A 15551-nucleotide genomic window follows, 5' to 3' on the forward strand; every position below is an offset into this window, starting at 1 on the left:
TAGATGATAACATAATGAGTGATTACAAAAAAGTACAGAATCTATTTAGTCTTGGTGAATTACTTGGAGTAAAAATAGACAAAGAAGAAACCAAAGAAGAAAGAGAAAAAACAACATCAAAAAAAATAATAGGAGAATTATTAAATGAAATACTATTAACAGGAAAAACAGAATTAACAGAACTCACAACAATGTTCAATCCAGGAAAAAGGATAGAAATAAAAGATATAAAATCATTATTATTCTATCTTGGGTTCATGACATTTGAAAAAAAAGGAATAATAACATATTTAAAAATACCAAATTACTCAATGAAAAAAATATTCTCAGAATACTTCACAGAATACATAGAAGAAAAACTAACAGAATACATAGACCCAGAGCCAATAGAGATAGCAGTAAGAAAGATACTATCAGATGGAGAAATAAAAAGCTTTGCCAAAGAAATAGAAAACCTATTGAGCAAAATGGACAACAGAATATTCATGGGATTAGATGAAAAATACATAAAAGCAATAATGTATAGTTATCTAATACTAACGCCATATGCAATGGTAAAAATGGAATATCCAGTAGAAAATGGGTATATAGACATAGCAATGTTCAAAAGGTATGAAGAAGTACCATATGAAGCGATAATAGAAGTAAAATACATAAAACAAAAAGAATACACAGAAGAAAAATTAAAAAGGAAAATAAAACAGGCAAAAGAACAAATAGAAAAATACAAGAAATCATATGAATTAAACACAAAAAATGAAACGATGAAAAAGTATATAATTATCTTTGTTGGTAAAGAAGCAAAGTATATTGAGGAAATATAAAAGACTACAAGAATTTTGGTATTTTAAAATGCAATATATCGACTTTAGGTTAATGATATGTTATAATTGAGATATATATTTTAAACATATATCGCATTCAAGAATATAAAAGGGGGAGTTTTATGAAGTTATTATACAAATATATGTTATATTTTTTTATTGTAGGATTGATACCATTAATTATAATTTTTGGTGTTATACGAATTGAAAACAGAAAAATGGTAAATTTTACATTGGAAGATGAAAAAAATAGAATAAAAAATTCCGTTAATAAATTTTTTGGAAATAAATTCGAAGAATTACTACAAATAGCTTATAAATATTCAAATAATAATAATATAAAGAAAGGATTACTAACAAATAATAGAGAATATGTAAAAAAATATTAGTTCCAGATTTCAATGTTTTAAAAGTTACAGGATTAAAAGTATTAGAATTAGAAGATGCTAATGGAAAAGTTTTTTATAGAGGACATCATCCAGGAAAATTTGGTGATGATAAATCTCATATTTCTGGTGTTAAATTAGCTTTAGATGGAACTAAAAATTATGGTTTTGATTTTGGCTCTAGTGGTTTTGGATTAAGAGCTTTTTATCCAATTATTGTAGAGAATAAGGTAATAGGAATTGTTCAAACGGGAGTTCCATTTTCTTCAGAAACTCTTATGAATTTCAAAAAAATGATTTCAACTGATATGCTTGTTTATACAAAAAATGGTCTATATGCTGCAACTGAGAAAAAATATCTTTTGCCAGAAAATAAAATAAAGGATTTTTTCACTGAATTAAAAAATAATGGATCTTTTAAATATACAGTAAAACCTGGCATTTCATTTTTGCTATTTCCTTTAAAAGAACCCAATGGAAAAATAATTGGATTATTGGCTGTTTTAGAAGATACGACTAATTTTGTTGCATTGAACTCCGAAATAATGAAATCTATGATTATGACTTTTATTTTTATAATCTTAATAATATTATTATTCTCTGTTGTTGTAACAAAAATTCTTATAAAAAAGATTAATCATTTATCTTTTAACATTGAAAAAATTTCAGATGGAGATTTAACCGTTAAAATTAAAAGTTCTGGTAAAGATGAAATTGACCATATTTTTTTAAAATTGAAAAGTTTGCTGGATAATTTTAAAAATATTTTAAAATCAGTTCTTGATACAGGCTTAAAATTAGATAAATCCTCAGAAGAGGTTATTGATGCTGTTATGAAAACAGAAAAAAGTTCTGATGATTTATATTTAAGTGCGAAAAATATAGAACAAAATATGAATGATATTTCCTCCACAATTGAAGAAATAACTTCTGGAATTGAAGAGATTGAAAGTTCTGCACAAATGGTTTCTGAAAATTCTCAAGAATTATCCTCTATAGCAATAGAAAGTATTAAAAATGCTGAAAATGGAACTAAAGGTTTAAATACTATATCAGAAATAATACACAATGCTGTAATTCAATCAAAAAATACTGAAAAAAAGGTTGAAGAATTGTTATATTTAACGAGTAATATAGGAGAAATTGTTGATTCTATAAACACAATAACTGAACAAACAAATTTATTAGCTTTAAATGCTGCTATAGAAGCTGCTAGAGCTGGTGAAGCTGGAAAAGGGTTTGCTGTTGTTGCTGATGAAATTCGAAAATTGGCAGAAGAAAGTAAAAAAGCAACAGAAAAGATTGCTGAAATATTATTAGATGTTCAAAATAGCGTTAAAGATGTAAATAGCGCAACATTAGAAACTGTTAATATAGTAAATAAAGTTGAATCAGGGGCAAAAAATATAAAAGAAAATTTTAGAATCATATTAGAACAAATTGATTTAATAAATAATAAAGTTGAAAATTTAACTGCAACATCGCAAGAGCAAAGCGCGTCAACAGAAGAGATGGCAGCTGCAATGGATAAAAGTATGAAAAACATTACTGAAATACTTAAACAAATTGAACAAATGGCTGAAATTTCATTTAATCAAAAAAATGAAATTTCCATGCTAAAAGAGGTATCTCAAGAATTGAAAAATGATTCAGAAGTATTAAAAGAAAATATTAAAAAATTTAAAATATAATTTCCAATAATATAAAGAATGATTTTATATATTATTATAAATTACCAATGCTGGGTTATAACCCAGCATTGGTAATGTTATTTATTAAACTGAGATTATTTTATAATTGTTGTTTTTATCAATTCCTAATGCTGATAATTTTCCACCATAAACACATCCTGTATCTATATCTATACTGATAATTTTATTTTTTTCATTTTTATGAAAATATATTTCATATTTTCCTGTTATATAAAATGTTGGCGTATGTCCATGAACTATAATATAATTTTCATATCTTTTATTTTTCATATAAAATTCATCTCTTATCCAGAGTAAATCTTTTTCATTTTGATCTGTTAATTTTATTCCATATCTAATTCCCCCATGAACAAATAAATATTTTTGTTCATTTAGTTGTTCTATATGATATAATTTTAAAGATTTTATAAATTTAAAATATTTTTCTTCTATATTATTATTAAAACTTTTTAAGGTAGCTGATGCCCCATTTCTAAACCATACACCTTCTGCATATTTTCCTTTTTTTTCTATATAATCAATCATCATATCTTCATGATTTCCTTTTAAAAAAATGGATCTATTCCTTAATTTCATTAATAAATCGAGGACCTTTTTTGAATCCGGTCCCCGATCAATATAATCTCCTAAGAAAATGATTTTATCATTTTCTGGTATTTTATTTATTAATTTTAATAATTTTTCATACATTCCATGTATATCTGATATTATCCATATCATCTTAGAAAATACCTTTCATTATCAATAGCCAGATAGATGATATTATAACACCATAAATAGGTGAAAAAATCCATTCTTTGGATTTTTGTTTTACGATAAAAAATCTGTACAATAAACCAACAAATATTGAGATTAATACCCATTCTATTTTAAATTTGCTTAAAAATATGTATATGGCTAATCTTTCAGAAGCACCTGCTGTATCTTTTATCTGTTTGTCAATGATATTAAATGTTCTTTCAATAAAAGAGCCAAAACTTGTTGCCAACATCATTCCAATTAAATAATATATAAATTCATTTGAAATATATGAGTTCATATAAACTTTATAAAATATTAGGTTAATAATCAAAGCACCTATAAGATATAATATTTCTCTTTTAAAGGTTGTTCCTTTTGTTCTATAAATATCTATAAATATATGATAAGATATTAACAACAAAAAAGCTGTTATTCCTAATGGTGTTTTTAATGTATCAAATGTAAAAGATAATATAGCTAATATACTCCAAACTATGTGTGTTATTAAATTATTCTTTAATTTTAATTTTTCAGAATATACATTAGAAAATGCATGATCTGCAACAAAATGAGATAAAAATCCATGTAAGGGTATCATTATTTCACCTGCTTTTTTGCTACCATTTGTTCTATAAAATATTGATGAATTGCAGGATCATCTTCTATTTCTGGATGAAATGAGGCAACTAAAATATTATCCTGTCTAACAAGAACAGGAGCATCTTTGAATTCTATTAATTTTTCAATATTTTCTCCATATTTTACTATTTTTGGAGCTCTGATAAATGTAACTTTTAATTTATTTCCCTGAAATTCCAGAATCTCTTCAAAAGAAAATACTTGTCTTCCATATGCATTTCTTTCAACATATATATCTATTAATCCCATTGTTTCTTGTTGAGGATAATTAGCAATCCTTTTAGAAACAACTATCATTCCTGCACATGTTCCAAAAATAGGGAATCCTTCTTTGGCTCTTCTTTTTAATTCTTCCCAAATACCAGTTTTTTTCATTAATTTTGAAATTGTTGTACTTTCACCACCAGGTATTATTAAACCAGCAACGTCATTTAAGGTTTCTATAGATTTAACTCTAACGGGTGTATGTCCTATTTTTTCAATCATATTTGCATGTTCTCTAATATCTCCTTGAACAGCTAATACACCTATTTTCAAACTTACCATCCTCTTTCTTGTAAATGAACATCCAATTGGTCTATTTCTAAACCTTCCATTGCTTCCCCAACATCTTCACTTATTTTTGCTAATTTTTCTGGATCATCATAATGTAATACAGCTTCAACTATAGCTTTTGCCATTTTTTTAGGTTCTTTTGATTTAAATATCCCAGAACCTACAAATACACCGTCTGCTCCTAATAGCATCATTAAAGCTGCATCGGCAGGTGTAGCAACTCCACCTGCTGCAAAATTAACTACAGGTAGTCTTCCTAATTTTTTAACTTCTGCAACTAAATCAACAGGAGCTCCAATTTGTTTTGCATATGTAACTAATTCTTCTTCTGGCATGTTTTGAACTAATCTTACTTCATCCATAACCTGTCTCATATGTTTAACTGCTTCTACAACATTTCCTGTTCCAGCTTCACCTTTTGTTCTAATCATTGCAGCACCTTCTGCTATTCTTCTTAAAGCTTCACCTAAATTTCTTGCTCCACAAACAAATGGTACTTTATAATCATGTTTGTTTAAATGATATTTGTTATCAGCAGGAGTTAAAACTTCTGATTCATCTATAAAATCCACACCTAAAGCTTCTAAAATTCTTGCTTCAGCTATATGGCCTATTCTTACTTTTGCCATAACTGGAATTGAAACTGCTTCCATTATTTCTTTTATTTTAGAAATACTTGCCATTCTTGCAACGCCGCCTGCCTTTCTAATATCAGCAGGAACTCTTTCAAGTGCCATAACTGCAACTGCACCAGCTTCTTCGGCAATTTTTGCCTGTTCTGCTGTTGTTACGTCCATAATAACACCATTTTTAAACATTTCTGCAAACCCTTTTTTTACCACCCATGTACCTTTTTCCATTTTATATGCCTCCCTTTTCTTCCCAATATTTTTTTGAAATTGTAATTAATCGGGATAAATCACCTTTTTTTCTTCCAACTTTTGCACAATGTTTTCCATCTACTTCTACTATATCTGCAGTAAAATCTATTTTTTCTTTTAATAATTTTGAACCAACACCATAACTATCTACGGGAACATCTAACGTTTCAAATAATTTAATTTTTTCAGCATCAAATCCTCCAGAAACAAGTATTTTTAGATTTTTTAATCCATTACTATCAAAAATCTGTCTTGCTCTCCATACTAATTCTGGATTTACTCCTAATGATGACCTATCTTTTGGTATTACGCTTTTATCCCTGAGACTTCCAGATGTATCAAATCTAACACCCCATATTTTATTTTTCCCTTCACCTATTATTATAGATGGATCCGTAATACCTGGCTTAAATGTTTTTCCAGTAATATATTCATAGAATTTCGATACCAATTTTAATGTTGTTCCAATAACATCATTATCCCAATCTACAAGTACTATTCGATTTACCTTTTCATCAATATGTTTATCAAAAGCTATAGCGGCTTCTGTTGTATCGCCGTCATATGATGCAATTAATGCATGAGGGATGGTCCCCATTGATTCAACACCCCAATAATCGGCATTAGCATCTGTTGACACACCAAATGCACCTGCTTTTAAAGCGGCGTAACCATCAGTAGCCTGTACCCAGAAGTGGTCGAATCTTGCACTGAAAAACAATATGGGTTTCCCATTTGCAACATCTACGACTTTTTTTACAGCTGTTGCGGTTGATGTGGCCCTTGCAAGTACTCCGAGTAATATTGTTTCTAAATATCCAAAATAAGCTGGATCACCTTCTATAGTAAGAATTGGTTCCATATTATTTGCAATATCACCATCATATAAGGCTTTAACTTCTATTTCATCCCATTTATCTACCCATAAATCGTTTAGCATCATTCTTAAATCCCACTTTTTTGATGTTATCTTCAAAAGCTCATCTTTATTCATATTATGCGCAGCATTTTGAAGTGCTTTTTCAAGATTTAATATTTGATTAAATAATTCATTTGCTTTTTCTTCATCTTTATAGTATCCTGTTCCAAATCTTAAAATAGCAAGGGCTTCATCTATTCCAACCACTACACAATCTTTTCTTGGAAAATACTGATAAAGCACATTTACATGTCTGTTGTCTTTTTTTAATACTTCAACGTATCTTGTAAAATACTTATCAGAATAATACCCCATTCTAATTCTGTCTATTGGCACTTTAAATATTTTAGGATGTAATCTTTTTGGCATTTTAATCACCTCAAGTTTAATTATATATTTAAATTTATTCTTAAATGTTTTGTAAACGTTAAAGTTTGTTACACGAAATAACTCTATTATTCCTAATATTTATACCTTCAATCTCTAAAAAAAATTTTTTCCAATGACTTCCTCCACCATAATTTCCTATATTACAATTATTTTTTATAACTCTATGGCAAGGTAAAATCAATGGAATTGTGTTTTTTGCCATTACAGTACCTACTGCTCTTGAAGCATTTGGATATCCGGATATTATAGCAAGTTCTTTATAAGAAACTACTTTACCAAATTTCACTTTTTTTAAGGCTGTCAGAACATCTTTTTCAAACTTATTTTTATAATAAATTTCATATGGAATTTCATCCAATACATCATTTCCTTCTAAATATTCCTTAATTTTATAATAAAAATCCTTACTATATGCATCATAATATTCTTCTAACTTCTCATTTAAAATTTCAATTTTAATTATTTTATTATTTTTCACAAATCCTTTTATGCTACCAAATTCGACAGCTACTATAAAGTTATTCATTATATCATCTCCATTTTATTTTTATATTTGTAGTATACCAGAATTTCTTTTATAATCATATAGGGATATATTTCAAATATAGACAAATAATCCTTAATATTAATTAAAAATTTTCGATTATGAAATTTTTTTCATGGTTATATATTTTAATTGAATATTAGTTTTTTAAATGAAATAATGTTATAATTACAATAATAGAATTATTTAAAAGGAGGAGTTTTATGACTACAGGATTTTTAGGTACCTTATTATGGTGGATTTTTATTTTCTACATATTAATGGGACCACAAATGAAGTTTGCACAATTAATTGCAGGAAGAAAAGCTTTATTATCCTCATTATCGAAAAAAAGAAACTCTACTGTTATTACTTTAATTCACAGACAGGAAAGTATGGGTTTTTTAGGTTTTCCTTTTTATAAATATATAAATGTTGAGGATAGTGAAGAGATTTTAAGAGCTATTAGAAAAGCGCCAAAGGATAAACCTATTGATTTAATTATACATACTCCAGGTGGACTTGTTTTAGCAGCTACACAAATAGCTAAAGCTTTACATGATCATCCAGCCGAAACAAGAGTTATTGTTCCACATTATGCTATGAGTGGTGGAACATTAATTTCTTTAGCTGCAGATCAAATTATTATGGATAAACATGCTGTGTTAGGTCCTGTTGATCCGCAATTAGGACAAAACCCTGCACCAAGTATTGTTAAAGTTGTAGAGCAAAAAGGTGTGGACAAGGTTGATGATCAAACATTAATATTAGCAGATGTAGCAAAAAAATCTATATCTCAAGTTCAAAGATTTATTTTTAATGTTTTAAAGAATAATATGGATGAAGAAAAAGCTAAAGAATTATCTCAAACATTAACTGAGGGAAGATGGACACATGATTATCCAATAACAGTTGAAGAAGCTAAAGAACTTGGACTAAATATTTCAATAGATATTCCTGAAGAAGTATATGCACTAATGGATTTATATTCACAACCAATTAGACAAAGAGGAACTGTAGAATTTGTATCTTATACTAATAAAAAATAGAACATCTGGTTTTAACTTTGAATAATAGGTTTTAATCACTGCAATTATAATAATATAGTATTAAAATTTTAAATATATATGTATAATATGTAATAATATAAAAGTTCTGAGGATATCCCTCAGAACTTTTCGGCATAGTCGACAACTTCGACAAATTTCGACTATCTTCGACAACTTTAATTTATATACAAATATTTACTTTTTCCTGAAAGTCTGTAAATTCCATTTTGTTCAATTATTATCCCAGTTTTTAATAATTTATCAAAAATAGAATATGCTGTAGATCGTGGGAATTTTTTATTTTCTATTGCTTTTTTTAATATTTCTTCTTTCTTACCTGGAAACAAATCTTCGTCTATCATTAATTTTTGTTTTTCTGTCAAAGAAATTTCATTTAAATATTCATTTACAATATTCTTTATTGTTTCTTCAGCAAACATTTTGTCAATTTTACTTAATTTTTTGGATAATGCTTCAAAAACTAACTTTTGAGTTATCCAAAAAGCATCTCTTGGATTACCATCAGAATAATCTACAATTAGGTCTATTACACTTTCATTAAAATAATAAATAAATTCTTTTATTCTTTTTATAAGAATTTCCTTTATTTCACTATTAGTAAATTCTCTTAAGTATATAATATCTTTTATCACATTTTCTAAATTTCCGCTCTCATTTCTATGCATTCTATCAAATTTATATTCTCTATAAATAGAATATGGTAATGAAACCATAACAACAAAACCTTCCTTTTGTAATTCCAATTTTAAATTATCTAAAACTAATAAAACTTCTTTTTTGCTTTCTTTATCGAGTTCATCAATTATTAAAACAACCTTTTTATATTTTTTTATCAATTCATCAGTTAATTTATTCAAATATTCTTTAGCCTTAAAATAATTAAACCTTGGAGTTTTCTGTTTTTGATTAGATATATCACCATTACCAAAAAATTTAACTCCTATTGCAAAACCTTTTATATAAGATATTTCCTCTAAAATCCATTCTTTTATTTCACTGGATATTTCTATATCTTTTTCTGTTTTTGCAGATATATTATATAAAATATCGTATAATATTGTATCCTGACTTTCTCTTTGAGATAAAGAAATTTTTATAGTATAAGAATCTGTATGTATGTTATTTATAACTGTGGTTTTGCCAATACCAGTCTCCCCACATATTCCATATATTCCATATGGTTGATAATTTATAATCAAATTAATCAACTCAAATTCTTTATCTCTATTAACAAGTAAATTTTTATTTTTTTCATCTAAAGGTTTATCTATAAGTCTTTCTATTATTTTTCCTAATTCCATTATTACACCTCTTTGTATAATATTATAATTTATTATTTACATATATTATACCATATTATCTTCGACATAGTCGACAACTTCGACAAGTTTCGACTATCTTCGACAATATAAGAAACTCTTAAAAATGGAGTTTCAATTTTCACTGTATCGTATGAAAAATAAATAAGACCAGGTAATTTCCTGGTCTTATTTATCCTATGAATTTATTTTTCCCGGATCAAAAACAAAAATTAATAAATCTTTTTTATTAATAGTATTTTTTTAATATTTACCGCTTATTATTCTATTTATAAGTCTTTTTAGACATCGTATTTGTAGATGTAATATTTAATTTGAAGTATTATGATAATAAAAAATTAAAATGAGTTTCTAAAAGCGTTTCTCCATCTTTCTATTTTTGCAAATGAACATTTTAAAATTTCTTCTATTTCTTTTGTTGAAAAAGGTTTTAATATATAATCATCTGCACCAGCTTCTATGGCTTCAACAACTCTTTCCATTGTAGAATTTCCTGTAATCATTATTATATGAATTAAAGAGTTTAAATTTTTTACTTTTTTTAAAAATTCAAAAGCATCTAATCCTGGCATTACAATATCCAATAAAACAACGTGAAATTGATCTTCATTTATTTTTTTTAGAGCAATATCAGCATTTTCTGCAGTTTCTATTTTTGTGTGTTCGAAATTCATTTCAATATAGTCTTTTAAAACTTCTCTTATTCCAGATTCGTCATCAACTATTAAAATTTTCCATGACATAACTATTCCTCCTTTACTTTTGGAATTTTTAAAATAAATTTTGTTCCCTTTTTAAAATTACTTTCAACGTTGATTTCTATATTATGCTTCATACAAATATTATAAACAAAGAATAATCCATATCCCATACCTCTTTTGGATTTTGTAGTGAAAAATGGTTCAAAAATTCTGTTTATATTTTTATCTGAAATTCCAATGCCATTATCTTTTATTGTAACAATATAAAATGTAGGTAACTTTTCAAGTTGAATATTGATAATTCCATTTTTATTTGTTTCTTGTATAGCTTCAATTGAATTCTCTATGAGATTTGAAAAAACTATCATTAACTCCTGTTTATTTCCGTATATATAATATGAATTATTTTCGTAGTTAAGATTTATTTCAATTTTTGAACCGGCTTTGTATCTCATGAATTTCACAACACTTTTTAGTATATCTATTAAATTAAGTCTGGATTTAATTTCAGTTCTTTTTACAAGACTTCTGAAAAGATTTGTTATTTCAATTATTTTGTATAGATTATCAGAAATTAATTTAATATCCTTTTCATATTTTTTATCAATATTTTTTGAAAGCATTTCTGTTTTCATTAAAATTACAGATAAAGGATTATTTATTTCATGAAACATCCCAATAATAAGGTTATTTGCTATATTTAGATAATCAAAATCTTTTTGATGATGTATATGTTTAAAGGTGTATTCAAGTATTGATGAGTGTGTATTTATCATTTTTATAATATATTCTTTTATATTTGTTGGAATATTGTCATCTATATTATAGTAATATTTGTGTCCAAATATATTAAATTGATATTTTGATTTTTTATATATCGAATAACTGGAAATAAGTTTATAATCAACTAATAAGCTGATAAAATTATCAATTATCTCACTCTTGTTGAGTGTATTTAAAGAAATATAAAGTGAAGAAATTTTTAGTGAAAAATCGAGTAATGACTGAAGAATCTCCGAATTATTATTATTTTTTAAATTCATAAAAATCACCTTTATTTTGAAAAATATAGTATATAATTTGGAGTTTCTATGTTCTAATTTTTGTGATATAATTTAAATAAAGATTAATAATATATATTATATTATACTATTTTTCAAATAAAAAGTAAAATTTATATCCGGTATAATCATAAATTTGTTTAGGATTATTACTCATACTTTAACCTTTTTGTTAAAAAGTATATTTTTATTTTACTTAATTAAATAAAAAATTAACTCAAATATATTATATACCAAGGAGATAACTCTCTCAAAGAGATAATATGAAAATATTGTAAACAATAGAGTTTTAGAAATTTTGAAGATAAAAATAATAATGATTGAAGGAGGTAATAAAATGGCAAGAATACTTGTAGTCGATGATGATAAGGTTATAAGAGACGTATTAAAAAAGGTGTTAGAAAGTGCTAAATATGAAATTGATCTAGCTGATGGTGGAAAAAAAGCGATAGAGTTAATTAAAAATACAGAATATGATGTTGTATTGTTGGATATTATAATGGAAGATATGGATGGAATAGAAGTTTTAAGAAAAGCTAAAAAAATTTCTCCATTAACAACTGTTATAATGATGACAGCGTATTCGAGTCCTGATTATGTTCTTCACGCCTTAACCCTTGGAGCTACTGATTTTATTGAAAAACCATTTGAACCAGACCATATGATTAATTTAGTAAAAGAAAATGTTGAAAGGGTGAAAAGGTGGAAGACCTCATTAGGACTGATATGAGGTGAAAAAAATGGGTTTTATTTCCAATTTAACCTACAAAGAGTTTGATGAGTATATAAAGGATATATTTGACAGAATTATCAACAAAATAAATGTTGATTCTGGATCGCTTATTATCCTTAATGGAGAGGAAAGAGTTATATTTAAGATAGAAAAAAATTTGAAAGTAAATATTGATAAAATATCTATAGGAAATATAGATAAATTAGTATTAAAGAAAAAAGAACCTATGATTATAAATGATGAAAATTTATCAAAATTAAATATAACTGGAAAGAAGAAGCATATAGCTTCAGCAATTGTTTTTCCACTTTTTTTTAAAGAAAGATTAATAGGAATAATAAATTTAAATAGGGAAAAAAATAATTTTGAAGAAAAAGATTTAAAATATCTTTTAAAGGAACGAAAATATCTTTTACCTTCAATATATAATATAATATTATTAGAAGAAATTCATGAAGAAAAAGAAAGGTTCAATAAATATGTAAATGTAATGGAATTAATAGTTGAATCTTATTCTGAAACAAAAACAATTGAAGACTTTATGGATACAATTATAAAAAAAATGAAAGAGAAGTTTAGAGTAACTTTAAAATTTATTGAGTATAATGAACCAATAAAAAATGGTTTGATAAAAATAGGAGATAAATTTTTTGAAATTAAACACGATTATGAATATGATAGCGATATAATAGAAAAAATAAAAAAATTTTTTGAAAAAGTATTATTAATAAAACATGCTGAAGAATTAAATAAAATACTTGAAAATTATTCAGATCTTGCAAAAGAAACGCTATTAATGAATTTTGTTTCATGGGATTTGATTCAAGAAATTAATAGTGCATTAACCTCTTTAAATTTGATAACTTTCTTTTTTGAAAAAAATTATCCAGATATGGTAGCAGAAATAAAAAAGTCTATTAATAGAATACGAGATGCTATAATACAGTATAAAAATAGGTTTTATACTGAAGAAAATATAGAAATAGTAAATTTGAAAAATGTATTAGTAGAAATTGGGAAAAAATTGATGTTTTTAAATCCAAATATAAAGTTTAATATACGTTCATATACTGATGATGCGCATATATATGGTTCAAAAAATATCTTATTAAATGCAATATTAAATATACAGATCTCTATTTTAAAATATGTTGAGTTGGATAGAAATATAATATTTGATGTAGATTTAACTAAAAATGATATATTATATATACTAAAGATCAGTTGTAATACAATTACATGTAAAATTTCCTCTGAATTTGAGAAAAACATAAATATTTCAAAAAATATGCTTAGTAATTATCATATTAATTTAAAATATTATTGTGAGAATAATAAAAAAATTATATTTATAATAGAAATACCAGCCAAATCCGAATAAAAACGGGGGGATTGAAATATTTAATTTAGAAGTTATCAAAAGAGCCATAAATATATATTCAAGAACATTGTTTCAAAATAAAAATATATTTGTGGGATTGGCTATAAAGCTCGAAAAAAACAATTTTTTAAATATATTTACTTTTGATAATTTAAATAAAGAATATTTAAAATATTCTAAGGATGTTGCATTTAAATTACCAGAAAAAATGTATGATGTTTTTGAAGAAAAGAGAGAATCTAACTTTAAAATTTCATATTCCAATGAAATATCTTTTTTAATCAATAACAAATTTGATAATTTTGTTATTAAAACAATCTTATTACCAGAAAAGAGAAAGAATTATGGTTTTTTTTACTTAATTTCAGAAGAGTTGCTGTTGTTTAAAAAAAATAAGGATGTTTTTTCGCGTTTTTTATCAATATTTGAAAAAAATATTGATGCAATATATTTTGATAAATATTATAAATATTCGATAAAGGCTTTTGTAAAAAATTATTTGAATTTATTGCAAAATCATTCTGAACTTTTGTATGAACATTCTTTAAGGGTTGCAGATTTAACGGGGATTATAGGAACTTTATTGGGAATGGATGAGGAAAGTTTATATAAGCTGCAAATAGCTTCCTTTATTCATGACCTGGGATATATGTGGTTTTCTGAAAAAGCTCTTGCTGAAATGTTAGAATATGTAGATGAAAGGGAGAAAGACCCATTAATTAGTATTCATTTACAAAGGCTTGAAGAAATGTTTTTTGGGAATGTATTGATGAACCCATATGTTAAATTAGCGTTGAATCATCATGAAAATATGTTAGGAACAGGATATTTTAAAAAGAAAAATTTAGACGTGGAGGATAATATACTAATAGTAGCCAATTATATAGATGAGAAAATAGTGTTATCTGGAAATCAAGAAATAGGTAATATTATAAAGGTGTTGGAAAAATCTGCAGGTAAATTATATGATATTAATGTTGTAAATGCTGCAATAGAAGCTCTTAAAATATATTATACAGAATTTGGCAGCGATAGTTTTTTAAATCTTACACTGCAATCGAAAACAATTAACCTGAGATATGAAGGATTAGGTGAAGAATTAATCGAATTAACAGGAATAATAGAAAAAGTTATAGGAGATACTCTTTATGTAAATACAAGAACAATAGAAAATATTAATATAGGTTCAGTTTTAAAAGTAAAAATAACAACAAAGGATTTTCCATTAATAGCAAAAGCTCAGGTTATATTAAAAAATCCGTATGGATATGTAATTAAAATAATAGAAAAAAGGGAAACTAAAAAATCAAAATTAAAGGTATTCTGGAATTTTAATTTTCTATTGGGACACAAAAATGAAGTTACACCAATTTTACGAGAAAAATTAACACCTGTTATGTGGAATGTTTTAAAATCAAAAATGAAGTCGGCAAGATGTAAGTTTTTTGCCGCAGAAGGAATAATTTTTACAATAAATCAGGAAGACGATATTTTTAAACAAGGTGATGTTATAATGATATATATTGAAGAATTCGGAGAAAAATTATTTATACCTGCAACTTTAATATCAAAGAAAAAGATGTTATATTATAACGAGTATGAGGCGAAATTTTTCGAATTACCAGAAAGATTACAATCTGCGATATATAGAATAATTTTCAGAAGGCAGTCATCCATTAGAACCATAGGTGGAATTTCAGAATTATAATAAAATCC

Annotated in this window: 16 protein-coding genes; 7 read left to right on the top strand and 9 right to left on the bottom strand. The window is 25.7% G+C overall.

Going from position 1 to position 15551, the window contains the following annotated elements:
- From X275_RS01980 to X275_RS01990, 3 genes are all read left to right on the top strand, one after another.
- On the top strand, nucleotides 1-824 hold an 824-nt coding region (locus X275_RS01980), incomplete at its 5' end, for a PD-(D/E)XK nuclease domain-containing protein (RefSeq protein WP_047267291.1).
- A gap of 122 nt (nucleotides 825-946) precedes the next feature.
- Nucleotides 947-1213, top strand: coding sequence for a hypothetical protein (locus tag X275_RS01985; RefSeq protein WP_047267292.1), 267 nt, complete (start codon nucleotides 947-949; stop codon nucleotides 1211-1213).
- The gene (locus X275_RS01990; RefSeq protein WP_335337380.1) at nucleotides 1207-2901 is read left to right on the top strand and encodes a methyl-accepting chemotaxis protein; all 1695 of its coding nucleotides are present in this window, start codon (nucleotides 1207-1209) and stop codon (nucleotides 2899-2901) included. The genes X275_RS01985 and X275_RS01990 overlap by 7 nt, the downstream gene beginning before the upstream one ends.
- Nucleotides 2902-2985: 84 nt before the next feature.
- Here X275_RS01990 and X275_RS01995 read toward each other — a convergent pair whose 3' ends face one another.
- From X275_RS01995 to X275_RS02020, 6 genes are read right to left on the bottom strand one after another with little or no spacing between them, the layout of a single operon-like run.
- Nucleotides 2986-3642 carry a metallophosphoesterase family protein gene (locus tag X275_RS01995; RefSeq protein WP_047267293.1) on the bottom strand — a complete coding sequence of 219 codons (657 nt, stop codon included), beginning with the start codon at nucleotides 3640-3642 and terminating at the stop codon, nucleotides 2986-2988.
- A 1-nt stretch (nucleotide 3643) separates the two neighbouring features.
- Entirely contained in the window at nucleotides 3644-4261 is a 618-nt protein-coding gene (locus X275_RS02000; RefSeq protein WP_047267294.1) for a hypothetical protein, read from the bottom strand.
- Nucleotides 4261-4839: a pyridoxal 5'-phosphate synthase glutaminase subunit PdxT gene (pdxT, locus tag X275_RS02005; protein ID WP_047267295.1), complete on the bottom strand. Its 579-nt coding sequence runs from the start codon at nucleotides 4837-4839 to the stop codon at nucleotides 4261-4263. Before pdxT ends, X275_RS02000 begins: the two co-directional genes overlap by 1 nt.
- A gap of 2 nt (nucleotides 4840-4841) precedes the next feature.
- Nucleotides 4842-5717 (bottom strand): pyridoxal 5'-phosphate synthase lyase subunit PdxS, encoded by an 876-nt coding sequence (gene pdxS / locus X275_RS02010; protein WP_047265981.1) that lies wholly within the window; start codon nucleotides 5715-5717, stop codon nucleotides 4842-4844.
- Nucleotide 5718: 1 nt separating this feature from the next.
- Nucleotides 5719-7026, bottom strand: coding sequence for a nicotinate phosphoribosyltransferase (locus X275_RS02015; RefSeq protein WP_047267296.1), 1308 nt, complete (start codon nucleotides 7024-7026; stop codon nucleotides 5719-5721).
- 58 nt (nucleotides 7027-7084) lie between these two features.
- The gene (locus X275_RS02020) at nucleotides 7085-7573 is read right to left on the bottom strand and encodes a methylated-DNA--[protein]-cysteine S-methyltransferase (RefSeq protein WP_052913525.1); all 489 of its coding nucleotides are present in this window, start codon (nucleotides 7571-7573) and stop codon (nucleotides 7085-7087) included.
- Between the two features lie 221 nt (nucleotides 7574-7794).
- On the opposite strand from X275_RS02020, the gene X275_RS02025 reads away from it, so the two are divergent.
- Entirely contained in the window at nucleotides 7795-8619 is an 825-nt protein-coding gene (locus X275_RS02025; RefSeq protein WP_047267297.1) for an SDH family Clp fold serine proteinase, read from the top strand.
- A gap of 176 nt (nucleotides 8620-8795) precedes the next feature.
- Here the strand turns inward: X275_RS02025 and X275_RS02030 are convergent, their stop codons facing one another.
- From X275_RS02030 to X275_RS02040, 3 genes are all read right to left on the bottom strand, one after another.
- Nucleotides 8796-9941: an AAA family ATPase gene (locus tag X275_RS02030; protein WP_047267298.1), complete on the bottom strand. Its 1146-nt coding sequence runs from the start codon at nucleotides 9939-9941 to the stop codon at nucleotides 8796-8798.
- 356 nt (nucleotides 9942-10297) lie between these two features.
- Entirely contained in the window at nucleotides 10298-10702 is a 405-nt protein-coding gene (locus X275_RS02035) for a response regulator transcription factor (RefSeq protein ID WP_047265986.1), read from the bottom strand.
- A gap of 2 nt (nucleotides 10703-10704) precedes the next feature.
- Entirely contained in the window at nucleotides 10705-11703 is a 999-nt protein-coding gene (locus tag X275_RS02040; protein WP_047267299.1) for a sensor histidine kinase, read from the bottom strand.
- 355 nt (nucleotides 11704-12058) lie between these two features.
- Here X275_RS02040 and X275_RS02045 point away from each other — a divergent pair, with 355 nt between their 5' ends.
- From X275_RS02045 to X275_RS02055, 3 genes are all read left to right on the top strand, one after another.
- On the top strand, nucleotides 12059-12451 hold the full coding sequence (locus X275_RS02045; RefSeq protein ID WP_052913528.1) for a response regulator: 393 nt from the start codon (nucleotides 12059-12061) through the stop codon (nucleotides 12449-12451).
- Nucleotides 12452-12461: 10 nt separating this feature from the next.
- Complete coding sequence (locus X275_RS02050; protein ID WP_047267300.1) at nucleotides 12462-13835, top strand: GAF domain-containing protein; 1374 nt, start codon at nucleotides 12462-12464, stop codon at nucleotides 13833-13835.
- Nucleotides 13836-13902: 67 nt separating this feature from the next.
- Nucleotides 13903-15543, top strand: coding sequence for an HD-GYP domain-containing protein (locus X275_RS02055; protein ID WP_047267301.1), 1641 nt, complete (start codon nucleotides 13903-13905; stop codon nucleotides 15541-15543).
- Nucleotides 15544-15551: the final 8 nt, after the last annotated feature.

The organism is Marinitoga sp. 1197, from assembly GCF_001021165.1.
Classification (GTDB): Bacteria; Thermotogota; Thermotogae; order Petrotogales; family Petrotogaceae; genus Marinitoga.